Source organism: Pseudomonas sp. (assembly GCF_026224925.1).
In the GTDB taxonomy this organism is placed as follows: Bacteria; Pseudomonadota; Gammaproteobacteria; order Pseudomonadales; family Pseudomonadaceae; genus Aquipseudomonas.
Map to the genome: position 1 here is coordinate 14,777 of NZ_JAMFRV010000080.1, position 24,701 is coordinate 39,477.

Sequence of the window (24,701 nt, forward strand, 5' to 3'; positions counted from 1 at the left end):
GGGGTGCCACGCATGATATCGATCAACTTCGAGCACAACACAAGCCATTAATGCTCGTTTATGCAACTTTACACAGGAAACAAATGAAGTCAATGCTCACTCATGAAGCTTTCCCCGGAGAACGGCAAAACCTGATTGCGGAACGGCTAGCGACCCATGGCCGGGTTTTGGCTGGGGATCTCGCCCAGGAATTCAAAGTTTCGGAGCACTCGATCCGCCGAGATCTCGCCGCGCTGGCGGATGCGGGAATCTGCAAGCGCGTGTACGGCGGCGCTATTTCAGTGGCCCCTGCGCGAGGCGATCATGACGCGCAAAATCAACAGGCTGACCGGAAGAACTCCCTTGGGCTGGCCGCTGCAGCATTGATCAAAGCCGGCCAACATATTTTCATGGATGGAGGTACCACCAATGCATCCATTTCGAGCGTAATCGATCACAATCTTGCAATTTCAATCACGACCAACTCGCCGGCAATTGCCCTTGAACTGGAAAAGCTGCCATTGGCCGATGTGATCTTGCTTGGGGGACGCCTGCACAAGGCGACCGGCAGCACCGTCGGCCTGACAGCAATTCAGCAGTTGTCGAATTTCAATTTCGACCTGTGCTTTTTGGGCGCCTGTGCGATTGACGCCATCAAGGGCGTGACGGCTTTCGACATGGACGATGCGGAATTCAAGCGCACCGTTGTCTCTCGTAGCGGGCAGATTGTGGTCGCCGCGACCAACGAAAAACTGTCGAGTATCGCGCATTACCAGGTCGCGTCATGCGAGGAGCTGGGTATATTGGTGGTAGAAAGAGACGCCCCTGCTGAACGGCTTGCGCCCATCCAGGCCAAGGTTTCAAACATTGTGGTCGCCTCTTGAACTACACGATTTACTGTTCTGGAAAAGGCACCCAGGCACGCCGTTGACTCGACTCGACACACGCCTGGGACAACACCACTCCACGCACGCCCTCGTGAATATCCGGTAAAGGGACGGTGGTCGCCGTGCGCCAGCCTGTTCCGGCATCGAGTGCTTCGGCGAAATCGGCATAAAGAACGGCAAGCGCCTCCAGATACCCTTCCGTATTACCCGCCGGCAAACTGGTGAAGGTCAACGTCTGAGCCGCATTGTCGCTCTGGCCACGGCGGTAGATGCGGTCGGCGCCGTCAAAGGGCGTAAACAGCAGCGTTTCCGGTGATTCTTGACACCATTCTATTGAAGCTTTGCTGCCGACGATCTTGAAACGCAATCCGTTGCGATGACCCGGCACCGCGAAACTGGCCCATAACAATCCATCTACGCCGCCCTCGAATTCAAGTTGCACCACACAAGTGTCGTCCAACTCCCAGCCGGGTACGACCGTGCTCAATTTGGCGTTCAGATTCGTGCAGCGCCGTCCGGACAGGAACTCAAGCATGTTGAAGGCGTGTGTCCCGACATCGCCCAAAGCGCCGGTCGGGCCGGCCTTTTCAGGGTTGCCACGCCACGCGAGGCTCTTGCTCAATCCGTCGATGCCGGGCGCCAACCATTCCAGAAGGTACTCGACATACATGAAGCGAACTTCACCCAGTTCCCCGGCCTGAATACGGCTACGAGCATCCCTGACCATGGGATAGCCTTGATAGGTGTACGTCACCGCGAAAAAAGTATTGTGCCGGTCGGCAATACTGGCCAACTCGTAGGCCTCTTGCGGACGATTGACCAACGGCTTGTCGCAAATAACCGGGATCCCCGCCCGCAGAAATAGCTGACACGGTTCAAAATGCAGGTGATTGGGCGTCACGATGACAACTGCATCAATCGGATCTGGCCGACGCGACTCGGCAGCTGCCATGTCCTCGAATGACAGGTAAATCCGGTCTGCCTCGAGGTTGAATGCCGCCCCGGCCTCACGGCATTTGTCCGCGTCCGAAGAGAAGGCGCCGGCAACAATATCGAAGCGATTGCACAGGCGCATGGCAGCACGATGATAACTGGCAAAATAAGCCCCTTGCCCACCTCCAACCATGCCTACCTTGAAGCGCCTTTGCCCTGGAATGTCGCCCGTTAACCTTGCCATAGCTTAAAGACTCCAATAGATGGCACGCACTTGTGCATCGCCAGGTATTAGCAACAACGAATGCGCCACAGGGAGTATCACTGGCGATTCTTTTTTTCTCCATTTCGCACAACAGCGATACCTGACGCGGACCGCAGCACCCCGCAAATAACGGCCAAGAACGCGTCGAATTGACTCCGTGAAAAAGGCCCTCTCACACAAACAATCAACAAGGTGTTACTTCGGAAAAATCAATGTGTTACTTACTGTGGTGGCGAGTAACCCTGCATTTTTTGGCAGACTGCTTGGGCCACGAGAAGCGACGAATTGCAGAGCGTTTGTCACTGTCGAAAAATGCGAGAAAACGCTTACAATCTGACGCATCGGCCTCTTTGAACGAGCTGAACTTGAATTCAACAAAACGGCATGGAACATGCTTAATTAAATTGGAATACGTTTAAGTAATTGAGTTTATATGGGTTAAGCAAAAGGTTATTCGATAACCAGTATATAACCGCTATAACCCCGCCTTATCCGAACTGACCAGATCGAGATAACAATGCCCAGTCGAGGAGACCCGCCCCCAATGTCTTTAACTGCCGCCACCTCGCACCCCGAGCGACAACAGGTTCGCAGTGACTTGCAGGCAAACGTGCAAAAGAACCTCAGTACCCTTGTTGAGTCCTGCCGATCGGTTGCAGACATGTGCCGCAAGGTCGATGTCAATCGCCAGCAGTTCAACAAGTACTTGGTTGGCCAGCACGTACCTTCACAGAAGATCCTTCAGAAAATCGGCCGTTACTTCATGATGGAAGCTGAAGACCTTTTTCGGCCGCCCGCCGAGTTCAAGAAATTCTATGAAGGGTATGAAAACGAATTGCCGACGGACTTGCGTGCCTCGGCTCAATTCAATCATTTCCTGCCTTTGGCAAAGCAATCTGCCGATTTACTCGAAGACTACCTGGGCGTCTATTACCGATACCACAACTCATCGATCTACAAAGGCAGAATCCTGCGCTCGGTCACTTGCCTGTATCGAGCCGATTCAATGGTCCAGTACGTCACGGTAGAGCGCTTCCCCTTGCTGGATGGCAGCGGAAAGATTGGCTACTCATTCACCTATCACGGTTTTTGCCTGCTCCTTGGGGACCGCCTGTTCCTGGTGGATTTTGAAGGCAAGCAACGTAACGAGATGACGTTTTCGATTCTGACCCCGCAACATCGCCGACCGATCCGGTTCCTCTATGGATTGGTCACCGGGGTGGCGTCTTCATCATTCCGCCAGCCCTTTTCCACCCGAATGGCACTGGGGCTCGTGGACAAAGGCAAGATCCGTAAACATCACCTGCGCAATGCAACTGCGGTGCTTCCTAGCGATCAGTCATTGCCACTGGAGGTGCGTGAATACATGACCGGCGACAACGCCACTATCGTATGGGGCGGTCAGGACTGAGACGATTGAAGGATGGCTTCGCCGACATTCAGACCTTGCGATGCTGCGCGCCAATAGTAGGGTTGTCCTGCTGCGTTGACGCTGGAGGGCACTCGCCCTCCTTCTCATCGTCAGTCATGGCCTTGCGAAATCCCTTTATGGACTCCCCGACATCCGTTCCCAGGTTCTTCAGCTTTTTAGTGCCAAAGACGAGCACAACCACCACCAGAATGACGATCCAGTGTTTCAAATCCAGAATGCCCATATTACGACTCCTCTCCAGACGTTTTGATTGAGGCGGGTATGCAACATCGCAAACGTTGTTGCACTAAGTTTCGTTGCGCCCACGCGAAACGCGCGCGGTAATCACCTCTACTAAAGACGGCCCCTTGCTATTGAGCGCCTTGATAAAAGTGGGATTCAGTTGTGAGGAATGCTCGACCCGCCAGGCATCAAGACCGAAATTTTTGGCAATGCCGGCAAAATCAGGAGAATAAGGTTTGCCATCCGGCAGGTTGAACTCACCAGCCCGGTACTGCTCGACTAACGGGGTTTGCACATCACTCAATGAAACATAACCGCTGCTGTTAAACACCAGGAACACGACCGGAATGCTATGCATCACGCAGACCGCCATTTCCTGCATCGACTGCAAAAAATCCCCTTGCCCCACGGCACAAACCACCTGACGCGCTGGCATGGCGAGCTTCGCTCCGATCGCCGCCGGAATAGCCCAACCCATAGTCCCGACACTTCCTGCGCAGAGATGAGTTCTTGGACAATAGACAGGAAACATCTGGCTGACCGCCGTCTGAATACTTCCCCCACCGACCACCAGAATCGAATCCCTTTCCAGCACCGCCCGTAGTTCAGCCAATGGCTTGTGAATAATCAAGGGGGGAACGTCGCTGGCGCTATCTTCGATCAAGCGCGACTCGCGCTCTTTACGCAACACGGCTATTTCCCGGCAATAAGTGGTGCGACGAAGTTGTAGCGCCTTGAACGGTGATGAGGAAATCGCACCAACCAAATCGGTCAATGCGCTTTTAATATCGGCGGTGATGCGAATACCGGAATCGTGACCTCCCTGACGCTCATGCGGCGCACTGTCTATCGCGATGAATTGCGCATCACCCTGTTCCGCCAACCGAACGCCGTTGCGCGCCTGCGACAGTGAGTGGCTTGGCTGACAGCCCAAAACCAGAACGACGTCAGCCGACGCCAGCAAATGATCGCCACCTGAACTTCCCGATTGGTGTATCACCCCAGCGCTCAACGGATGGTCTTCGGCAAAGGCACCCTTCCCTTGCATGGTCGTCACGACGGGCGCCAGTAGCCGCTCCGCCAACGCCAGCAATTGCGGGCTCGCATCGGCGGCGATTATCCCGCCACTCACCAGGATGACCGGGCGAGCGGCACCACAGAGAGCCTTAGCTGCACGCTCGACTAACCAAGGGTCCGCCAACTGCAATTCGCTGGTAGCCCGCAAGGTGGCGGGCGACAGGCTGAGTTCGATGGAGGCGCTCTGAACGGCGACCGGAATATCGACATTCACAGGTCCGCCGCAACCACTCAGCATCGTATCGAAAGCCTGACGCAGAGCCTGGGGTAACTGCTCAATCGTCGGGACCAGCAAACGCCCTTTGGTAATTCTCGAATCCAACGCGTCAGGGAGATGGCCGTCGCTGGCGCCCTCCAGCCTGGGCAAATCATCTTCGGCACCGCCAGTGCTGATGACCAGAATCGCGGATGAATCCGCCCATGCGGCCGCGATCCCGCCCAAGGCTTTCGAAATACCCAAAGGGACAGGAAGCAGGACGGCCATGGGGCGACCGCAGGCGCGGAAATATCCGTCAGCGATATGCACGGAGCTTTGCTCCTGCATGACTTGAATGAACGGGATTTCAGTACCGGCAGATAACAGTGCCTCCACCAACGCCCATGATCCGTCTCCCGGCGTGCCAGCAACATAGTCGACACCGTTCGCCCTTAGCGCTTTTGCAACAATCTGACCACCAGTGAGCTTCACAGGACACTCCAATAGAACACGCCAATCAAACAGACGCAGGCGTGGGGCCGGATGCTCCTCCCCCGTCTCTGGACCGTCACTGGAGTATTCGCCCGGAGCAAGCACGGCTCAATTTCGCACACTCCGTAAAAGAGACGCACGTTGACGCAGGTAATTCATCCCATCGCCCGCCAGAGGAGAACTATTGTTATCGGGAGTGTGCTGCGCCGATTAGGTCACTTTGATGCGTCAGAGTGCGTCGCTTTTAAAGGCGCTGCGAAATTGAGTGCTCTGCCCGCCAAGGCCAATACTCGGCCCATGAAAACAACAAGCCGAGCCTATCAAGCGCTGGGTACGCCACTTGATAGAAACAATGCTGGCCATAACTCTGCCGATTGACATGACTTATATAAAAATGTGCCCGGCAACATTAGCTGATCCGGAGCCATTGCAAATCGCTGATCGTTTGCACACAACCACCCTAGGCAGGAACTCGAAATGAAAAAAGAAACAGCGACGGGTTATGGATCAACCGGCATTGACTTGGACTCGATTAGCTTGAAACGGCGCACTTTTCTGTTGGGGGCGGCCGCGTCTGCCGCAGGGTTGTACATCGGTTCGTTCGTACCCAGTGCGTTTGCCGCAGCAGCAGGCGGCCACCTGGAGATTCTTGGCTGGGAGGGTGAAACCGGTGACGCGGAACTAGCTGACTGGCGCAAACAGCGTGGTATTACCGTACGTTCAAGCTATGCCAGTACCCAAGACGACATTACCGCACGGTTGGCCGGCTCGGATCCCGTGCAGCTTGATTTGACCATGTATGCCTTGGGCTACGAGACCATCTATAAAGAAATGGGTCTGCTCAAGGAGATCGATACCTCGAAGATTCCTAATTACTCGGCAGACAATACCCTGGCTCTTTTCTACAAAGGCAGCCGCTGGTACTGGGATGGCAAGCAGTGGGGGATCCCACTTCTGTGGGGAATGAACACCATCATCTACAACCCTAAGAGCGTCAAGAAACCTGCCGAATACAAAGACCTTTTGGACCCGAAACTGAAGGGCAAACTGACCTTTGTCGATGATGGTCTGTCGACCTGGTCACTCATTGCCATTATTGCTGGCTATGGCAACAAGTTCCCTAACCTGACACGTGCCGAGTTCGACGACGCGTTCGAGAAGCTCAAGCCGTACCGTGATCAATGCCGAGTCTTTGCAGCCTCCTCGGGAGACGCGGTTTCCCTACTGGTGTCGGGCGAAGTGGACGCGGTTTTTTCCGCGTCTGCCAACACGCCAAGCGAAACAGCCAAGCGCGGCGTAACAACAGCTCTGTCCGTTCCAAAAGAAGGCGCGGCCGTCTGGTGCGATGCCTTGTTTATCCCGAAAACGGCAAAGGACATACCGCTTGCGCTGGAGTTCATCAACAAGACGCTTGAGGCTGAAACCCAGGCCAAGATGGCAACTACCATGTTCTCCGGGGTCGTCAATCCCAAAGCCGTACCGCTGCTCCCTGCCGAGTTGAGAAACACTTTCGACTACGCGAATCTGGACAGCTTTTTCGAGAAATCGAAACTCTACAGCCAGCCCCCTCTGAGCTCCGACAAGTACGTGACCTATGCTGAATGGATCGATCAGTGGGCGAACTTCAAAGGCTCGTTCTAGATCGGCTGGTAGTCGGTTTTTTACAGAAAGGCTTGTTTAAGGGAACTGTACTGGAGAGCGCGTGCCTGCGAGCACGCGCTGCTCTGCTCGATGGAGGCGATGGAATGGCCTGTCGATGCCATTCGTATGGTTCTGGAAGAGCACACGTCACACGCTCGCCAAAGCACCCTCGTTATCGAACAAAAAGCAAAGGCAAACTAATCATGAACGTAGTCAACAACAGCGAGCCCATCATTCTCGACGAAAGGGATTCGAAGGCCGGTAAACAAGTAAGGATCGACAAAAAGACCTTGAGTGGGTACTTGCTGGCTTCGCCCCCCCTGTTCTTTCTGGTGGTGTTCTTTCTGATTCCGTCGGTGCTGCTGCTGGTCGCAAGTTTCTGGACCGCCAAGACATTCAGCATGGAACCTGCCGCTACCGTTGCCAACTATGCGAGGGCCCTGAGTGCCAGCGGGTTCTATGATTCCTTGTGGATCGCTCTGCAAAACGGCTTTTGGACCGCCGTATTGTCGACGGTCATCAGCGCCCCGGTCGCCTACTATATTGTCTATCGGACGCGCTCCAACGCGGTGCTGTACCTGGCCTTGATCTCGTGGTTCTCCAGCTATCTGGTGCGGGTCTATGCCTGGCGCTCCATCCTGGGCACCAACGGCGTGATCAACTCCACGCTGTTGCACCTCGGACTGATTGATCAACCACTGGACTGGCTGGTGTTCAGCAAGTTTTCGGTGGTGTTAACCCTGGTGCACATCATGCTGCCCTTCACCCTGCTGCTGTTGGTGTCTGGCTTACGCGATATCAAGAAGGATTATCTGGAGGCCGCCGCGGACCTGGGTGCCAGCGGTTTCACCATCTTGTGGCGTGTGATCATGCCAATGGCGCACAAAAGCATTGTCAGCTCGTTCATGTTCACCTTCGTCCTCGCAGCCAGTGATTACGTCACCCCCCAGATGCTCGGGGGTAGAGATGCCATGACTACTGGCCTGGTGATCGCCAACCAGTTTCGGTCGGTTGGTAACTGGCCGCTGGGTGCGGCAATGGCCTACCTGCTGCTGCTTGTATTCATGCTGGTCTATGCGCTGCTGCTGGGCGTATTGCGGGCTGCGAACCTGGCACCCGGCAAACGTTACCACGACTGAATACCGCCCATAAAAAAGGTAACTCGCCATGATCAGGCTATTCACTTACGTTTACATGCTCTTCCTTTATGCGCCCATCGCGATCATCACGCTGTTCAGCTTTCATTCGTCAGCCTCGTTGTCGTTCCCCTTCGAAGGTTTCTCTACCAAATGGTACGAGGCACTGTTCAGCAGTTCGGACTTCATGACGGCATTGGCCAACAGTGCCATCGTCGCCGCGGGTTCGGCCACTCTCACCACGGTGCTGGGCACGTTCTCGGCACTGGCGCTGATGCGCATGAAAGGTCGAGTCAAAGCCGTCTTTGCATTCATGAACTTCGCCCCTATCGCCTTGCCCGGATTATTCCTGGGGATCGCGCTGGTGATTTTCTTTTCGGTGATAGGCCTACCCCGCTCGCTGCTGACCGTGGTCATCGGCCATACGCTGTTCACCTTTCCGTTTTTCGTCGAGTCCGTGCGTTCACGACTGGAGTACTTTGACCTTTCGTTCGAAGAGGCGGCTCGTGATCTTGGCGCCTCACCGCTCAAGGCCTTCTGGCTGGTGACGCTGCCAATCATTGGCCCGACGATTGCCGGTGCCGCGATCCTGGCGGTAGCGCTTTCCATGGACGAATTCCTGATCACGGTATTCGTCACCGGCAGCAACACCACGCTGCCACTGATGATTCTTTCAATGATGCGCCGCGCTGTCAGCCCAACCATCAATGCCGCCTCGGTATTCATGCTGGTCGTGACCATCGCCATCATCGTCATTGCCGGCCTGGTCATGACCTTGCGCCGTCGTCGTCTCGAACTTGAACGTGCTGAAACTGCAGAGTAATCACCATGACCAACAGTATTGAACTGACCGGAATATCCAAGAGTTACGGCAACCTGACCGCCCTTGGCAAAGTCGACCTGATCGTCAAGCGCAACGAAATCCTGACCTTGCTCGGCCCAAGCGGCTGCGGCAAAACCACATTGATGCGCATCATTGCCGGCTTCGAAGAGCCCACCACCGGCAAGGTTGTGATTGACGGCAAGGACTCCACGTCCCTCGCGCCTGAACACCGCCCGGTCAACATGGTGTTTCAAAAATATGCCCTGTTCCCTCACCTTGATGTGTTCGACAACGTGGCTTTCGGGCTGCGCCTGAAGAAGAAACCGAAGGATGAGATTAAACGTGAAGTGACCAAGGCACTGGAGCTGGTCCAGCTGGAAAGCTTCAAGAATCGCTGGATCTCCGAGCTCAGCGGTGGGCAGGCACAGCGCGTCGCGTTGGCGCGGGCCCTGGTGAACCGCCCCGCCGTGCTACTGCTCGACGAACCGCTGGCAGCGCTGGACCTAAAGATTCGCCACCACATGCTCAATGAAATAAAAAGGATCCACGAAGAAACTTCGACCACGTTCGTTTACGTCACCCATGACCAGGACGAAGCGATGATCCTGTCTGACCGGGTCGTCCTGTTAAACAAGGGTGGCATTGAACAAATCGGTGGGCCAGAAGAGATGTATTGGTCGCCACGTACGTTGTTCGCCGCGAAATTTTTCGGCGATACCAACATCGTCAACGGCACTTATGGGCTGGGCGACACCAGCAACGGCTATGTCGAACTTCCGTTCGGACGCTATGCACACACGGCCAAGAACAGCCTGAGTACCGGGCCGGTCAATGTTTCTATCCGTCCCGAAACCATCGTCCTAGAGCCCGCACAAGGCGCGACACTAGCCAACGGGGCATTTGTCGGCAAAGTGAAAGACACTTCGTTCATTGGCAATCGGGTCATTTACAGGGTGACGGTTGCCGGCGGAACCATCGACCTGAAATGTCAACAACTGCCTACTCCAGGCAGCCACACACTGCCACCCGGATCGGATGTTGCACTCACCTGCAAACCAGACAGTTTCGTGGTCATACCGGCCTGAATAGCGGTGGCTTAACGACGGCCCCTGCAGAGTTCAGCATGGGGCTTTACCCGTAACTTCAACGCTGGATCATCACCTCTTTCACGAGAGCATGATCCGGCGTTTTTTTTGACCAGGGCGGTAAACAACAGTGGTCCAATACATTGTGATCGGGGGTGGGTCAGCCGGGTGCGTCATTGCGGCACGTCTTAGCGAAAACACGGAGGCTTCGGTGGTCCTCCTTGAAGAAGGGCCAAAAGACACAAACCTGCTTATCCATCTCCCGGTCGGTTTCTATAAGACCAGCCAGGGCAATCTGGTAGAACGTTACCCTTGGGAGCCACCAGCAGACTACATCGGCCCTGCCGACCCGACCATGGTGCAGGCGCGAGTACTCGGCGGTGGGAGTTCGGTTAACGCCATGGTCTATCTGCGCGGGCAACCCGCCGATTACGACAGCTGGGCGGCTTGCGGTGCCCAAGGCTGGGCCTACAAGGACGTATTGCCCTTCTTCAAGAAGTGCGAAAGCAATGATCGATTCAGCAACGATGCCCACGGTACCGACGGCCCGCTCGGAGTATGCGATCAACGTTATACCCACCCCTTGACCAAACTCTGGTTACAAGCCTGCCAACAAGCAGGATTAGCCTACAACGCCGACTTCAATTCGGGGGTTCAGGACGGTTGCGGGCTTTATCAAATCAACGCCAGGAACGGTCTGAGATCGAGCACCTCGGTCGCGTACCTGAAGCCCGCCCGGCGGCGACCTAATCTGACGGTTAAAACCAATTGCCGGGTCTTGCGAATCCTGATTGAGGATGGACGCGCAACGGGTGTTGAATACCTTGAAAAAAACCAGTGCCACGTACTCAGGGCCGAACGCGAAGTCATTGTCAGTGCCGGGGCGATCAATACCCCGAAACTGTTGATGCTGTCGGGCATTGGCCCAGCCAGTCACCTACACGCCAAAGGCGTCAAAGTGATGCATGACCTGCCTGGGGTCGGACAGAACCTGCAAGATCACATCGAAGTATCCTTGATCAATGAACTGCGTCGCCCATTGAGTTACGACAAGTACAAAAAACCGCACTGGAAAATCGCTGCCGGTTTGCAGTACGCACTGTTTCGAGAAGGCCCCGTGACCTCCAACGTGGTAGAAGGTGGTGCGTTCTGGCGTACGTCCCTGGCCGAAAACCGCGCGGACGCTCAGTACTGTTTCATGGCCGGTGCCGGTGTAGAGGCTGGCGTGGGGTCCGTCCCTGGTGGCAACGGCTGCACCTTGAACGTGTGCCAGACCCGACCTCGCTCGACAGGTTCTGTGCGACTGAGGAGCGCTGACCCGATGGAGTTTCCTTCCATTAAACCCAACTACCTGACCGATCCGTTCGACGTAGAGTGCATGGTTCAAGCGACCGAGTTCGGTCGACACATTATGTCCCAGAGCGCGATGGCCGGGCATATTCTGCGCGAGCACATACCCGCCGAGCCATTGCGCACCCGTGACGATTATCTAAAGTTTGTGCGTCAACAGGCGCACGCTGCGCTGCACCCGGTAGGCACCTGTAAGATGGGCACGGACGAGATGGCGGTGGTGGACAATGAGTTACGCGTACATGGAATCGGTGGCCTGCGTATCGCCGACAACTCCATCGCACCGAGTTTGTGTTCCAGCAATACCAACGCGCTGGCGATTATGATTGGCGAGAAAGCGGCTGATCACATTCAACGCGCTCACTAGCATGGCGCCCCTCCTGAGGTTTGCTCCTCAGGAGGTCGACACCCGCTAGACCCTGAAGTTGTTCATCAGCTCTAATTGCTGGTTCCCCCGAATGGGGAGCCTGAAAGAAGAAATCAGACTGACTTCTTGTAACGACGAATCCGGATATCCGCCTGTTCCTTGTGCCCGGCGAAACCTTCCATGCCGCATAAACGGGAACAGTATTCACCGACCAGTACAGACGCCTCATCAGTCAGGACACGTTGATAGGTGCAAGTCTTGATGAACTTGCCGACCCATAGGCCGCCGGTGTAACGCGCCGTGCCCGTGGTGGGTAACGTATGGTTGGTACCAATTACTTTGTCGCCATAGGAGACGTTGGTCCGCTCACCGAGGAACAGCGCACCGTAGTTGGTCATGTGCTCAAGGAAATAGAGTGGATCCCGAGTCATTACTTGCACGTGCTCGGAGGCAATCCGGTCGGCTTCCTGCACCAGTTCGTCCACGGTGTCGCAAAGGATTATCTCGCCGTAATCTCGCCAGGCAACTGAAGCGACTGGGGCGGTAGAGAGAATGGCCAACTGACGCTCGATTTCCGCTGGCAGGGTGTCTGCCAATTCGGGGCTATTGGTCAAAAACACCGCAGGGGAGTTAACGCCGTGCTCAGCCTGCCCCAGTAAGTCGGCGGCAATGATTTCAACATCAGAGCTGTCATCGGCAATCACCAGTGTTTCAGTCGGGCCGGCAATCAAGTCGATGCCGATTTTGCCGAACAGTTGGCGTTTGGCTTCCGCGACAAACGCGTTACCTGGGCCGACAATCATATCGACCGGCTTGAATTCACGGGTACCCAACGCAAGGGCAGCAATCGCTTGCACCCCGCCGACACAATAGATTTCATCGGCACCGGCCAAATACATGGCCGTCACGATGGCAGGATGGGGCTTGCCATCAAACGGCGGAGCCGCTGCAACGACACGTTTCACACCCGCCACTTTGGCAGTTAGCACGCTCATATGTGCCGATGCCAGCAGCGGATATTTCCCGCCGGGGATGTAGCAGCCCACCGAGTTCACTGGAATGTTGCGATGCCCCAGAATCACGCCTGGGAGTGTTTCGACTTCGACATCGTGCATGGATGCTTTTTGCACTTCAGCAAAACGGCGTACTTGCGCCTGAGCAAATTTGATGTCACCTATTTCCTGCTCCGAAAGACTGGCGACGCACGCAGCGATTTCGTCATCGGTCAGACGGAAGGTCACTGGCTCCCACTTATCAAACCTCTTCGAATACTCCCGAACGGCGGCATCACCGTTCTTGGTTACATTGGCGATGATCTGTTCAACCGTATCGCGGACTTGAGATGCAATCTCAGCTTGAGCTTCGACGGGCTTACTTTTTTTCAGGTAACGAATCATCAATTTGCTCCAGATGGTTCTTGATGCAGGCGACATGCATTCAGCATTGGTCGCCATCTTTTCGTACCCCCCTGCTCTCGGCAATTTCGCAGCCCCCTTATTGATGACGCGATCTGACGCAGCACAGACGCAATGCTGAAGCACTGGCGCGGACGAACTTTGTTATTCGTATAACCTCATTACAAAGTCATTGACTTAGAGAATCGTAGTGATAGCTTAAATAAACGGTTATACGTATAACCTAATCATCACACCCAACTTAAAGAGGTGATCAACCGTGAGTCGAGTCTTGTATCTATACGGTGGCTGGCCCGGCCATTTTCCATATGAAATTGCCGCATGGGCTCGGACCGTTTTCCAGGAGCTGGATTTCGATGTCGAAGAGTCGACCGACATCTTCACACTGGACAGGGACTTGACCGGTTACGACCTGATCGTGATCGGCTGGAACAACGCGGTCACCACTGAAACACTGACAGCCTCTCAAGAAAACCGCCTGCTCGAAGCGATCGAAAGCGGCACCGGGCTGGTGGGTTGGCACGGTGCGGGCGCAGCTTTCCGTGCAAGCCTCAAGTATCACTGGGTGCTGGGCGGATCGTTTCTTGAGCATCCGATGGGCGAAGGTTTTCCCCATCCGTACCAAGTCAACGTCATCGATCACACGCATGAGGTCACTCAAGGCGTCGAGGATTTCGAGGTTCGGTCCGAGCAGTACTACATGCAGGTTGACCCGAACATTCATGTGCTGGCCGAAACCACGTTCGATGGCAACCCGTTTCCTTGGATCAAGGGTCACCGCAGCCCGGTCGCGTGGGTTCGTCAATGGGGCCTCGGGCGGGTGTTCTATCACTCGATCGGGCACGACACCAGCAACCTCGCCGACCCGAATATCCGCCGCCTGACCAAGCAGGGCCTGAACTGGGCGACGCGCGGGCGTGCAACGGATATCGGCAAATCCGACGTATCCACTCCACTTTCATCAACCCAAGGAGTCCTGTCATGAGCAAATTGACCGGCAGCCAGATCGTGGCTCAAACCCTGAAAAACTATGGCGTCGAATATGTCGCCGGCATCCCCGGCCACGGTATCTGGACACTCACCGACGCCTTCCTCGAAGAAGACTCGAAGCTTAAGTTCATCCAGGTCTTCCACGAACAAAGTGCCGTTCACCTGGCAGATGGTTACTACCGGGTTTCCGGTAAGCCCATGGCGGCTGTCACCTCCATCGGTGCAGGCGCCGCCAACACCGTGATCGGCATGGCAACCGCTTTCACCGACTCCACCAGCCTGATGCTGATCACCGGCGGGCCGCCCACACACATGCGCGGCCACGGTTTGTTGCAAGAGCTGGAGCGCTACACCGACAACGACTTCCCGAAAATCGCCGAAGCTGTCACCAAGCGTCACTGGGTCGCTACTCGCGTTGAAGAGTTGCCGTTCATGATGCATCGGGCCTGGAGCGCGATGGTCACTGGCCGCCCAGGCCCGGTCCATCTTGAAATTCCGATGGACGTTCAGGCTGAGGCGGCCGAAGTCACACTTCACGCTTTGGAAGAACGCACCCCTATCGGAAAGTGTTTCCCGGATCCGAAGGCCACTGCTCGAGCGGTTGAAGAACTGAAGCTTTGCAAGCGCCCGGTGCTAGTTATCGGTGGCGGGGTTATCACTGGCGAGGCAAGCGCCGAAGTGCTCGCGCTGGCCGAGTCCTGGAAAATTCCGGTGGTTACCACCTGGAACGGCAAAAGTGGTTTCCCGGAAGATCATCCGCTGTTCGCTGGCAGCGTCGGCCAGACCGGCACGATGTGCGGTAACAAAGTGGCCTCCACTGCTGACGTCATTATTGCTGTGGGGTGTCGCTTCACGGACTGGTCGTCGTCCAGTTATGCCAAGGGCGTGACCTTTGCGATTCCGCCATCGAAGCTTATCCACATCGACATCGATCCGCACGAGATCGGCAAGAACTACCCAGTTACCGTGGGTATTTGTGCAGATGCCAAGCACGCGCTGGCCCATATCGTGGAAGGTTTGAAAGATCAGACTGTGGATCGCGAAGAGTACTTAAGCGACCTGCGAGGCTATCAGGCCGAATGGGAGTCCAAGCTGGCTGGCCGTCGTGACTCTGATCGCTTTCCTTTCACCTCTCAACGTCCGTTGGGCGCGCTGCGCAAGATATTCCCGCGCGACACCATCGTAGTCGTCGGGTCCGGCAATACTCAGGGTGCGGTTAAACAAACCTTCCCTGTTTATACCCCGCGTACACACCTGACTTCTGGCGGATTTTCGTCCATGGGCTGGGCAGTTCCGGCCGCTATCGGGGCCAAGTTGGCCGCGCCAAACCAGCCGGTGGTGTGCATCCTGGGCGATGGCGATTTCCTGATGACCTCTCAAGAAATTGCTATCTGTGTGACCAACAACATTCCTGTGGTGTTCATGATCCAGAACAACGCCGGGTACATGTCGATTCGCGGTGGCCAGCGCAAACAAACCAGCCGCCATATCGGCACCGAGTTCAATCATCCGGACGGCACTCCATATAGCCCAGACTTCAAAGCGGTCGGCGAAGCCTTCGGCCTGAAATCCTATCGTGTGGAGCGCCCGGAAGACCTCGAGCCGATCCTGCAAGAAGCCTTGGATCTGAACGTCCCTGTGTTGATCGAAATCCCGACTGATCGCGACGCCGCTGGCCCTTGGGTACCGGGCTGGTGGGACTTCCCGATCCCTGAGTACATCACTGACGAACGCCAGGACGAGTACTGGGAATTGCGGAAATCCGAACAACACCTATAAGAACTGGAGCGGCTCAAATGAGTGATGCATTGATTTCGCATCATGCAGAGCTGAATCCACAACTGGGGGCGCCGCGCGAGCAGCGCGCCCTCGACGTGGTGACACCTGATGCAGATGGCAATATCAACTGTGATGTAGTGATTGTCGGCTCGGGCATGGGCGGCTCCACCTTTGCCCATGCTTTACGCGATAGCGGCCTGGACATTGTGATCGTCGAACGGGGTGATTTCCTGCCGCGTGAAATACAGAACTGGAGCACCGAATCGGTGTTCGCAGAAGGCCGTTATCGAAATGCCGAGCAGTGGCTGGATGAATCCAACCAACCTTTTTCTCCGGGCGTATTTTATTACGTAGGCGGCAACACCAAGTTTTACGGAGCAATGCTCCCACGGTTTCGTGAAGAGGACTTTGCCGAGATTCAGCACGTCGAGGGCATATCCCCCGCCTGGCCGATCAGCTACGCGGAATTGGAACCTTGGTACGCCGAGGCCGAAAAACTCTACCGGGTTCATGGCCAGGCGGGCATCGATCCCTGCGAGCCCTGGCGCTCGGGCCCTTTTCCGCAACCTGCGCTCAACCATGACCCGGCGTTGGCGCCGCTGGAGGCAAGCATGCGCCGTTCCGGGCTCAAACCCTTTGTCATGCCCGCAGCGGTGGACTATGGCGACGGCGGTGACTGCGTGTTGTGTTCAACCTGTGATGGATACCCCTGTCTTGTGGACGCCAAAGCCGACGCAGAGGTGTCTGCCCTGAGGCCAGCGCTGCGCAGCGCAACCGTCAGGCTTATGACCCGCACAACGATCAAACAATTGAAAACCGCCGAGGACGGCCGGACCGTCACCGAGGCTCATGGCCTCTTGAATGGCCGAGACGTAACGCTGCGCGCCAAACGCTTCATACTGGCGTGCGGAGCAGTGAACAGCGCAGCCCTGTTGTTCAAGTCAGCGAACGAACAGCACCCCGACGGCCTAGGTAATAGCTCAGGGCAACTGGGTCGAAACTACATGGTGCACAACAGCACATTCATGCTCGCCGTCGACCCACGCCGCAAGAACAAAGTGATTTTCCAGAAAACCCTGGCCATCAACGATTGGTACAGCGCCAGCGCCCTCAATTCGTTCCCTTTGGGCAACGTGCAGATGCTTGGAAAAATTCGCGAACCGATGATCACCTCGATGCGCCCCTGGCTTCCAAAGTTCGTATCGCGATACCTCACCGACCACAGCGTCGACCTGTACCTGACATCAGAGGATTTGCCAACGCAGGAAAACCGAGTCACTTATGACAAGCTGCGCGGGGCGATCAAAGTGCACTGGAAACCAAACAACCTGAAGGCCCATGAAGGCCTAGTGAGCAAGACCAGTAAAGTCATGCGAGAGGCTGGCTACCCACTGATCCTGAAAGCGCGCATGGGGATTGCCACAAACTCGCACCAGTGTGGCACTGCCGTCATGGGCAAGGAGCCGACGTCAAGCGTGCTGGATCTGAATTGCAAGATGCATGACCTGGATAACGTCTGGGTGGTCGACAGTTCTTTCTTCCCGTCTTCGGCCGCTGTTAATCCGGCGCTCACCATCGCGGCCAATGCCTTGCGGGTCGCGGCGAATTTCAAGCGTGGCGAGTTGAACGGCAAAAAGAAAATCTGAAGTACGGCTGCGGTGTAGTTTTTCACACCGCAGCCTTTACGCCTTGCGCGGTCTTAAATGTCCGTTGCCTGAAACTTTGCCGTCGACGTTCGCACAATTAGTTTGGTGGCGAAAATCTTCTGCTCGGGCTCCAACTCTGTGCCGGCCGGTGCATTCAGCTGATCGGTCAGAAGCCTTGCGGCGTATACGCCCTTTTCCACCATGGGCTGGGCAATGGTGGTCAAACCGAGCTGCACTGCCTCAGGGATATCGTCAAAACCAATCACCGAAAGGGCTTGCGGGACCTTCCGGTTGAGAGCGTGAGCCGTCTTCATGCAAGCAATCGCCATCACATCCGAACAGGCAACCACTGCCGTTACATCGCTGGAAGTCAACAGCGTGAACGCGGCTGTCTGCCCGGAAGTCGAATCAAGCCCACCGGCTTCGATAATGCTCAGATCCTCGAATGCCAGGCCGGCCGCGCTTGCAGTCTCCACGTATCCGGTGAGCCGCTCTCTGACAATTCGCTCGCTAGCGCTTTTGAAACGTTGCCGATCAATTGGACCGCGATAACCGTCGGGGTTGAGTCGGTCAATGATAATGCCTATTTTGCGGTGACCCAGATCCAGCATGTGTTGCATCTGCGCGCGGGCGGCGCCTCGATCATCAATTCCGACAAAAAAAGAACCGTCCACTAGAGGTGAATCGATCACCACAAACGGGATGTTTTGTTTCACGACCGCCAACACGGCCGGGTGATCATCGGGAAGGGTCGAGATAATCAGACCGTCAACCAACCCGCGCAGCGCCAGACTGCCGTGACTCGCGGCCTGGGCACGACCAACAAGCCGGTTGTTATTGAGTGGAAACAACGTCAGCGCGACATTTTCCAGCTCGCCCACTTCACTGATCCCTCGCAACAAGGCAATGGTGCAAGGGTCGGCAAACGCCAGGGACAATTTGTCCATCATCATCAACCCGATCGCCCCGATCTTGCCCGAGCGCAGGCTTCGCCCAAGGACGTTAGGTCCCGGGTAGCCCAAGTTAGCGGCAACCTCGAGGATGTGCTCGCGCTGAGCTTGCGATAGTTTGGATGGGCGATTGTAAGCGTAAGACACCGCAGGCTGAGACACCCCCGCCGCCAGTGCTACATCTTTCATTGAAACGGATGCCATCGCTTGCTTCCCAACCTTGTTGAAACCTCATCCGAGGCCAGTGAAAAAAAGTCCATGCACTCAGTGTAACCGTTGACGGGAAACCTTCGGAACCAGTCGAGTGGCACTGAGCATTATCGCAATCATCAACGAGGCAACGGCGAGTAGCGCCGTAGACAGACTGGTCGCTTGGGCGACAAGCCCGATGACTGCCGGGCCCATCAGGATGCCGAGGTAACCCAGACTGGTCGCAGCGGCAATGGCCAATTCACCTGGCATGGTCCTCTGGGCACCCGCCAGCGATAAATAAACCGGCGCAATGTTCGCCAATCCCGCGCCGATGACCGCAAAACCTACCAGGTTCAACAGCCAGTCAGTCGCCAGCACCACCGTCATGAATCCCGTTATCACAACAAGACCGCCACCAATCAATACCACGCGCGCGCCCAGCTTCAGCAGAATCCGGTCACCACTCAAGCGCCCCAAGGCCATCATCACTGCGAACGCTGCGTAGCCCAGGCCGGCAATCGAATGCTGAACGCCTCGTACCTCAGCGAGGAATGCCGCGCTCCAGTCGAGAATGGCGCCCTCAGCAAGAAAGGCAAACAGGCACAGCAAGCCCAACAGCAGAACTTTGCGGGTGGGTCTGACAAATATCGGGCTGCCTTCGTCACCGCTGCGCCCCAACATCTGCCGTCCGTATGTCAGTACAAATGCGACCAGTAGCGCCATTACTGCACTGCTTGCCAACAACGGCGTGGCCCCAAGCCATAACAATCCGGTGATACCTGCAGCACTGACAATCGCTCCCAGGCTGAACAAGCCATGGAACCCCGACATCAGTGAGCGCCCGGTTGCACGCTCCACCATCACCCCCTGAACGTTCATCGTCACATCGATCGACCCACACCCTGCGCCAAACACTGTCAGAGCGAACATCAATCCTGAGAAAGAATGGGTCGTCGCCAACATGGGCAAAGTCAGCAATACCAGAGCGATGCCGACGTGCATGGTAAAGCGACAACCTTTCCTGGCGTTCAGAATGCCTGCGAGCGGCATCATCACCAGTGAACCCAGGCCAAGGCAGAGCAACAGTAGACCGAGCGCACCATCGTCGACACCTGCCCGGCTACGCGCATAAGGAACCAAGGGAGCCCATGCGCCCATGCACAGGCCTGACATCAGGAACGTCGCCCGATAGGCCGGCATATGAGGTGTAGAGCACGGCAGTACCAGTTCTTGAGACGACACGGAAACCTCTGTGGCCGATCCATGGAAGTTATACGTATAACCTAAATTAACCCGTTAGGCCACTGGGGTCAAAAAAGATAGAATGGTACAACCATAAAAATATTGACATAAGCCAGACTTAAAATGTTAAGTTTATGAAGTTATACGTATAACTCAAATCAGCATTATCTTCAATTGCATGAACACCCAACAAAAATAAAAGGGACAATGCAGCGCGATGAACAACCTTCAAACAACTCAGATCCCCACCCGTATTCGCAAGGCACGTGTCGCGACCTTCTTGGGCTTCATGATGATTGGCGCAATGATGTACATCTGGTCGACGGGTGTGAGTGTATTCAGAGCGCAGCTGAGTCTTACCGGCGAATTGGGAGATGCGAATTTCGGGTTGATCGCGCTCGGCGTCGGTCTTGGTTCCGCAACAGGTGCACTGTGTGTGGGCCGCTTGCTGGATACCTTTGGTGCGAAGCCGGTCATCACGGTATGCGCACTGGCCTATCCCCTGTCCATCATTCCGCTGGGCTTCGTCAGTGGTTTTTGGTTCGCGTTGTGTTTCGGTGTCGTGCTGGGATTGCTGAGAGGGGCGCTGGATACCGCTTTGAATGCGCATGGTGTTCAAGTCGAACGTTTCTACCAGCGCTCGATCATGTCCGGCTTCCACGCGTTTTATTCACTGGGAGGCTTTTTGTTAGGGATGGTGTGCAGTTGGCTCACAAGCCTCTACACCGACAGCGTTCAACTGCCCTACACCGTACTTGGCGTGGCGCTGTTTATCGTGGGCTGTTTTTTCAGCCGATGGCTGCTGGGCAAGCATGATGTTCCCGAGTCGTCATCCAACGACTGGCAAGCGCACGCGCAGTTACCTGATGAGGCCATGGGTCCATCGGCAAAAACATTGCTGGTCATGATTGCTCTCGGAGTCCTGCTGTTAGGCAGCATGATGGGGGAAAATGCGATTGCAGATTGGGGTCAGGAATACATCCGCCGCGAATTTGCAACAACAACCTCGACAGCAGGCATGGCCGTGTCCATCTTTGTCGGCGCAGCCTTCATCGGGCGTCTTTTCGGTGACCGGTTGGCGGCGGCGTTTGGTAATTCGCAAGTAGTCTTCGGATGCGGAACGCTGTGCGTCCTCGGCATGACGATTACCATCGTCGGTGGCACCGTAGTGACCGGCATCATCGGCTTTGCTTTGTTCGGCCTCGGCCTTTCCTGCATCGCCCCCTTGATGATCTCCGCCGCCGGGCGCAGAGATCCGAAACGTGCGGGTCGCAATATCGGCATCGTCAACTCTATCGGTTTCTCCGGGATGCTCGTGGGGCCTGCCGCGATCACCGTGATCGTCAGCAATTTCGGCCTGAGCACACTGATGTATTTCCCACTGGTTATGCTCGGCCTGCTGGCAACATTTGGCCCACTTCTGATGCGAACGCCTAGAACCATTGTCATCGCCGAACTGCCCTCTATTGCCAGGACTGGTTCTGGCTCATCCTTGTCGTAGATTGCGAACATCCGAAACTGGCCATCATCGTGCAGCCAATAATAAATGACTCGCAAGCCGTCGCCAGCCGTGGCAGTGAAAGTGCCGGTTTGGAAGAGGACTGTTCTCATTGGGGAAACGTGTACGCACATCGCTTATGTTTACGCAGCTTCTGGTTAACATAACAGGCATCGTTTGCTGCTGAAGCGCGTAAAAAGCCCAGCGTGAATGCATGAAGCCTCCACGCAAAAGTCACGCAATCCCTTCCACCCCCGGCGTCCTGCCGATCAAACACAATCTCATATCGACAAGCGCTCGTAGCCGACACCAGACCCGCCCATGCTCAGAAATTGAGATCGTCCTCAAACCTCCTCACACCAAATGAGAAACATTCTGTAACCCTGTCGGACTTGTTCGTGGCGGATGACCATGCAATCAATAGGATTTCCATGGAGTATCACTATGCCCACAGCACAAATCATCCTCATGGCTATTTTCGGAGTAGTCATAATTGCCTGGGGTGTCCGCCTGGATATGAAGAACCATAAGAAAGAACAAGCTGAACGATCCGCGTCTGACGAAGGTTGACAGATCGGCGAATCAGCAATAACGGAGATTTTCTTCGCGAATTCCAGATAACGGAATTCGCTCCGAGCAGGCTGCCTCGGCCTCCACCAGCAGCACCAAGCCAATTAGCAATCCCTTCATAATCCCAGCTCATGATCGATGATTGACATGGCAGCCGTAGCTGGATCGTCCGTTAGCAAAGGGGTGGGTCGAGTAGTCGCTGAACAAATCGAGCTTCCCGCCGATCCCGATCCCGATCCAGGTGACGGTGACGTTATAGCCATCATCCAGTACCCGAGAGCATCCAAACGAATGATCAGATCCGCTCCCGGCTATGGATGTAAGCGCTATCGCGAAGCCGATGTAGACTTACAGCCGCTCTGCCCTACTATCGCTTTGTACGTTCCACTGCTGGAGATCCACATGCAGCTCAGCCGCGCCAATCTGGCCGACTTCGTTTACTTCCTCGCTATCGCTCGTAATCAGAGTTTCAGTCGCGCTGGGCTTGAGTTGGATATCAGCGCGTCGGCACTGAGCCATGCCATCAAAGGCCTGGAAGCTAGGCTGGGCGTACGTCTGCTGAACCGCACCACGCGCAGCGTCACCTTGACCGCCGCTGGCGAGGAACTGCATGCGTTGATCAGTAAACCGATTGAAGAAATCGATCAGGCTATGCACGTGCTGAACCGCTTCCGCGATGAACCGACTGGCCGTGTTCGCCTGAATGTCCTCAGTGATGCTGCAGACCTGTTACTTGGCCCTGTCCTGCCAATATTCAATGACCGCTATCCAGAAATGGAAATCGATCTTACCGTCACTAACCGTATGATCGATGTCATCGGTGGAGGGCATGATGCCGGCATCCGTTACGGAGGCACCGTGCCTGAGGACATGATCGCTCAGCGCCTTTCGCCGGATATCCGGTGGGTGGTTGCTGGTACCGCCGACTACCTGCAGCGTTTTGGTGTACCGCAGCACCCTGAGGATTTAATGAGCCACAGGTGTCTGCGTATTCGTCTAGGCAACGATCGCATGTATGAGTGGGAGTTTGAGAAAGGTGATGAGCAACTGGCAATTGCGGTTCCTGGAGTCATCACGATTGACGAGACACGTATTGGAGTATCGCTGCTGCGCCATGGTGCAGGCTTGATGTACGCCCCTGAACCCGTCCTGAAACCGCTGATCGAGAGTGGTCAAGTGATTCGTATCTTGGACGATTGGGCGAGTGTGGCACCGGGTTTTCACATGTACTACTCAAGCCATCGACAGCTGCCAATGGGTCTGCGGTTGCTCATCGATCTGATCCGAGAGCTGCAGCCGATGGGTGAGTAGCCTGTAGGCGGCCGTACTGATTCGCCCGGTACGGCTCCCCTATTTCAAGTGCGTTTGCTCGATGCGAAATCGATAACGAAGCGGTAACGCACATCCTTGTCGATTACGCGTTCGTAGGCTTGATCAATCTGCTCAGGTGCGATGAGCTCAATGTCCGCAGTGATATTGCGTGCGGCACAGTAGTCGATCACCTCCTGAGTTTCGGCGATCCCGCCAATCATCGATCCGGCGAATGTCTTGCGTCCGAACCCCATGAGCATGCCATTCAAGCCCTGCAAATCGTCAAGTGCACCGACGTTGACGAAGGTCGCATCGAGTTTTAACAGGTTCATGAACGGCTGCATCGGATAGGCTTGCGGCACCGTGGAAATGATCATGTCGAAATGATTGGCAAGACGCTCCATCGCCGCCTGATCGCTCCACAGCACTGCTTCATGGGCTCCCATCCGCTTTGCATCGGCTAGCTTACTGGGCGAAGTGGTAAACACGGTCACTTCCGCTCGACGGGCCACACCGAGCTTGAGCGCAACGTGGCCCAATCCACCCAAGCCGATAATCCCTACCCGCTGGCCGGGCTTCAGGTTCCAGTGCTGCATCGGCGAAAAAGTCGTAACCCCTGCACATAGCAGCGGTGTCATAGCGGCCAGATCCGCCCCTGGCGGCATACGAATCGCAAAGCGCTCGGTCACCACGATGCGCTCGGAATAACCGCCATAGGTCATACCGCCCGACACTTTATCGGGCGCACAGTAGGTAAAGGTTGTGCCCCGTAGACAGTTCTGTTCCCGGTCGGCCAGGCAGTTTTCGCAAGTGCCGCAGGAGTCCACCATGCACCCGACGCCGGCGTAATCTCCGACATTGAATTTGGTGACCTGACTGCCGACCGCTGCCACCTTGCCGACGATTTCGTGCCCAAGCACGCAAGGATAAGGTGTTTCAGACCATTCACTGCGAGCGATGTGAATGTCCGAGTGGCACACACCCGCGTACTCGATGTCGATCAATACATCCTTGGGGCCTACAGCCCTACGTTGAATCTGCATCGGTGCGAAGCCGGCTTTCGGCCCTTTCGTACCGTATGCTCGAACAGTAAAAGGGCCTTTGAGAGGTGTCGCTTGCGCAGCCTCGGCCGTTGCGCTGCCGACACTCGCGAACAGCGGCACAGCAGCCAAGCTGGCACCTGCAATGATCACCTTTCGGCGTCCTATGGTGTTTTGCTCTTC

At 55.7% G+C, this 24,701-nt stretch carries 19 protein-coding genes; 12 read left to right on the forward strand and 7 right to left on the reverse strand.

Annotated elements, in window-relative coordinates; all coding sequences use genetic code 11:
- Positions 1-50: 50 nt before the first annotated feature.
- Positions 51-863: a DeoR/GlpR family DNA-binding transcription regulator gene (locus M0974_RS03510; RefSeq protein WP_297832894.1), complete on the forward strand. Its 813-nt coding sequence runs from the start codon at positions 51-53 to the stop codon at positions 861-863.
- Positions 864-873: 10 nt separating this feature from the next.
- Here M0974_RS03510 and M0974_RS03515 read toward each other — a convergent pair whose 3' ends face one another.
- Positions 874-2,043 (reverse strand): Gfo/Idh/MocA family oxidoreductase, encoded by a 1,170-nt coding sequence (locus tag M0974_RS03515; RefSeq protein ID WP_297832898.1) that lies wholly within the window; start codon positions 2,041-2,043, stop codon positions 874-876.
- Positions 2,044-2,608: 565 nt separating this feature from the next.
- Here M0974_RS03515 and M0974_RS03520 point away from each other — a divergent pair.
- Positions 2,609-3,475, forward strand: a complete 867-nt coding sequence (locus M0974_RS03520) for an XRE family transcriptional regulator (protein WP_123512810.1) — start codon at positions 2,609-2,611, stop codon at positions 3,473-3,475.
- Between the two features lie 28 nt (positions 3,476-3,503).
- Here the strand turns inward: M0974_RS03520 and M0974_RS03525 are convergent, their stop codons facing one another.
- Positions 3,504-3,719, reverse strand: coding sequence for a twin-arginine translocase TatA/TatE family subunit (locus M0974_RS03525; protein ID WP_297832906.1), 216 nt, complete (start codon positions 3,717-3,719; stop codon positions 3,504-3,506).
- 63 nt (positions 3,720-3,782) lie between these two features.
- On the reverse strand, positions 3,783-5,483 hold the full coding sequence (locus tag M0974_RS03530; protein ID WP_297832908.1) for a thiamine pyrophosphate-binding protein: 1,701 nt from the start codon (positions 5,481-5,483) through the stop codon (positions 3,783-3,785).
- A 477-nt stretch (positions 5,484-5,960) separates the two neighbouring features.
- Here M0974_RS03530 and M0974_RS03535 point away from each other — a divergent pair, with 477 nt between their 5' ends.
- The 5 genes from M0974_RS03535 to M0974_RS03555 all read left to right on the forward strand — a co-directional run bounded on the left by M0974_RS03535 (position 5,961) and on the right by M0974_RS03555 (position 11,885).
- Entirely contained in the window at positions 5,961-7,124 is a 1,164-nt protein-coding gene (locus M0974_RS03535) for an extracellular solute-binding protein (RefSeq protein ID WP_297832911.1), read from the forward strand.
- 203 nt (positions 7,125-7,327) lie between these two features.
- Positions 7,328-8,263 (forward strand): ABC transporter permease, encoded by a 936-nt coding sequence (locus M0974_RS03540; RefSeq protein ID WP_297832914.1) that lies wholly within the window; start codon positions 7,328-7,330, stop codon positions 8,261-8,263.
- Positions 8,264-8,291: 28 nt separating this feature from the next.
- Positions 8,292-9,083: an ABC transporter permease gene (locus M0974_RS03545; protein WP_297832919.1), complete on the forward strand. Its 792-nt coding sequence runs from the start codon at positions 8,292-8,294 to the stop codon at positions 9,081-9,083.
- A gap of 5 nt (positions 9,084-9,088) precedes the next feature.
- The gene (locus M0974_RS03550) at positions 9,089-10,168 is read left to right on the forward strand and encodes an ABC transporter ATP-binding protein (RefSeq protein WP_297832922.1); all 1,080 of its coding nucleotides are present in this window, start codon (positions 9,089-9,091) and stop codon (positions 10,166-10,168) included.
- 130 nt (positions 10,169-10,298) lie between these two features.
- Positions 10,299-11,885, forward strand: a complete 1,587-nt coding sequence (locus M0974_RS03555) for a GMC family oxidoreductase (RefSeq protein WP_297832925.1) — start codon at positions 10,299-10,301, stop codon at positions 11,883-11,885.
- 113 nt (positions 11,886-11,998) lie between these two features.
- Here the strand turns inward: M0974_RS03555 and hisD are convergent, their stop codons facing one another.
- Positions 11,999-13,282: a histidinol dehydrogenase gene (gene hisD / locus M0974_RS03560; RefSeq protein WP_297832927.1), complete on the reverse strand. Its 1,284-nt coding sequence runs from the start codon at positions 13,280-13,282 to the stop codon at positions 11,999-12,001.
- A gap of 277 nt (positions 13,283-13,559) precedes the next feature.
- Between hisD and M0974_RS03565 the strand changes: the two genes are divergently transcribed.
- The 3 genes from M0974_RS03565 to M0974_RS03575 are packed head-to-tail and all read left to right on the forward strand — an operon-like array spanning position 13,560 to position 17,715.
- A complete protein-coding gene (locus tag M0974_RS03565; RefSeq protein ID WP_297832929.1) occupies positions 13,560-14,285 on the forward strand; it encodes a ThuA domain-containing protein in 726 nt (241 codons plus the stop codon).
- Positions 14,282-16,069: a thiamine pyrophosphate-binding protein gene (locus M0974_RS03570; RefSeq protein WP_297832930.1), complete on the forward strand. Its 1,788-nt coding sequence runs from the start codon at positions 14,282-14,284 to the stop codon at positions 16,067-16,069. Before M0974_RS03565 ends, M0974_RS03570 begins: the two co-directional genes overlap by 4 nt.
- A gap of 17 nt (positions 16,070-16,086) precedes the next feature.
- Positions 16,087-17,715 (forward strand): FAD-dependent oxidoreductase, encoded by a 1,629-nt coding sequence (locus M0974_RS03575; protein ID WP_297832932.1) that lies wholly within the window; start codon positions 16,087-16,089, stop codon positions 17,713-17,715.
- Positions 17,716-17,768: 53 nt separating this feature from the next.
- Here the strand turns inward: M0974_RS03575 and M0974_RS03580 are convergent, their stop codons facing one another.
- Positions 17,769-18,869: a LacI family DNA-binding transcriptional regulator gene (locus M0974_RS03580; RefSeq protein ID WP_297832934.1), complete on the reverse strand. Its 1,101-nt coding sequence runs from the start codon at positions 18,867-18,869 to the stop codon at positions 17,769-17,771.
- A gap of 60 nt (positions 18,870-18,929) precedes the next feature.
- A complete protein-coding gene (locus M0974_RS03585; protein ID WP_297832936.1) occupies positions 18,930-20,099 on the reverse strand; it encodes an MFS transporter in 1,170 nt (389 codons plus the stop codon).
- A 217-nt stretch (positions 20,100-20,316) separates the two neighbouring features.
- On the opposite strand from M0974_RS03585, the gene M0974_RS03590 reads away from it, so the two are divergent.
- The gene (locus M0974_RS03590) at positions 20,317-21,600 is read left to right on the forward strand and encodes an MFS transporter (protein WP_297832938.1); all 1,284 of its coding nucleotides are present in this window, start codon (positions 20,317-20,319) and stop codon (positions 21,598-21,600) included.
- 969 nt (positions 21,601-22,569) lie between these two features.
- Entirely contained in the window at positions 22,570-23,478 is a 909-nt protein-coding gene (locus M0974_RS03595; RefSeq protein ID WP_297832941.1) for a LysR family transcriptional regulator, read from the forward strand.
- A gap of 44 nt (positions 23,479-23,522) precedes the next feature.
- Here M0974_RS03595 and M0974_RS03600 read toward each other — a convergent pair whose 3' ends face one another.
- A complete protein-coding gene (locus M0974_RS03600) occupies positions 23,523-24,521 on the reverse strand; it encodes an NAD(P)-dependent alcohol dehydrogenase (protein WP_297832956.1) in 999 nt (332 codons plus the stop codon).
- Positions 24,522-24,701: the final 180 nt, after the last annotated feature.

Bases quoted from the DNA above. Each gene is read 5' to 3' on its own strand.
- M0974_RS03535 (WP_297832911.1), top strand. From the start codon at position 5,961: ATGAAAAAAGAAACAGCGACGGGTTATGGATCAACCGGCATTGACTTG.
- M0974_RS03590 (WP_297832938.1), top strand. From the start codon at position 20,317: ATGAACAACCTTCAAACAACTCAGATCCCCACCCGTATTCGCAAGGCA.
- M0974_RS03600 (WP_297832956.1), bottom strand. From the start codon at position 24,521: ATGCAGATTCAACGTAGGGCTGTAGGCCCCAAGGATGTATTGATCGAC.
- M0974_RS03520 (WP_123512810.1), top strand. From the start codon at position 2,609: ATGTCTTTAACTGCCGCCACCTCGCACCCCGAGCGACAACAGGTTCGC.
- M0974_RS03525 (WP_297832906.1), bottom strand. From the start codon at position 3,719: ATGGGCATTCTGGATTTGAAACACTGGATCGTCATTCTGGTGGTGGTT.
- M0974_RS03595 (WP_297832941.1), top strand. From the start codon at position 22,570: ATGCAGCTCAGCCGCGCCAATCTGGCCGACTTCGTTTACTTCCTCGCT.
- M0974_RS03580 (WP_297832934.1), bottom strand. From the start codon at position 18,869: ATGGCATCCGTTTCAATGAAAGATGTAGCACTGGCGGCGGGGGTGTCT.
- M0974_RS03515 (WP_297832898.1), bottom strand. From the start codon at position 2,043: ATGGCAAGGTTAACGGGCGACATTCCAGGGCAAAGGCGCTTCAAGGTA.
- M0974_RS03550 (WP_297832922.1), top strand. From the start codon at position 9,089: ATGACCAACAGTATTGAACTGACCGGAATATCCAAGAGTTACGGCAAC.
- M0974_RS03540 (WP_297832914.1), top strand. From the start codon at position 7,328: ATGAACGTAGTCAACAACAGCGAGCCCATCATTCTCGACGAAAGGGAT.
- M0974_RS03510 (WP_297832894.1), top strand. From the start codon at position 51: ATGCTCGTTTATGCAACTTTACACAGGAAACAAATGAAGTCAATGCTC.
- M0974_RS03545 (WP_297832919.1), top strand. From the start codon at position 8,292: ATGATCAGGCTATTCACTTACGTTTACATGCTCTTCCTTTATGCGCCC.
- M0974_RS03575 (WP_297832932.1), top strand. From the start codon at position 16,087: ATGAGTGATGCATTGATTTCGCATCATGCAGAGCTGAATCCACAACTG.
- hisD (WP_297832927.1), bottom strand. From the start codon at position 13,282: ATGATTCGTTACCTGAAAAAAAGTAAGCCCGTCGAAGCTCAAGCTGAG.
- M0974_RS03570 (WP_297832930.1), top strand. From the start codon at position 14,282: ATGAGCAAATTGACCGGCAGCCAGATCGTGGCTCAAACCCTGAAAAAC.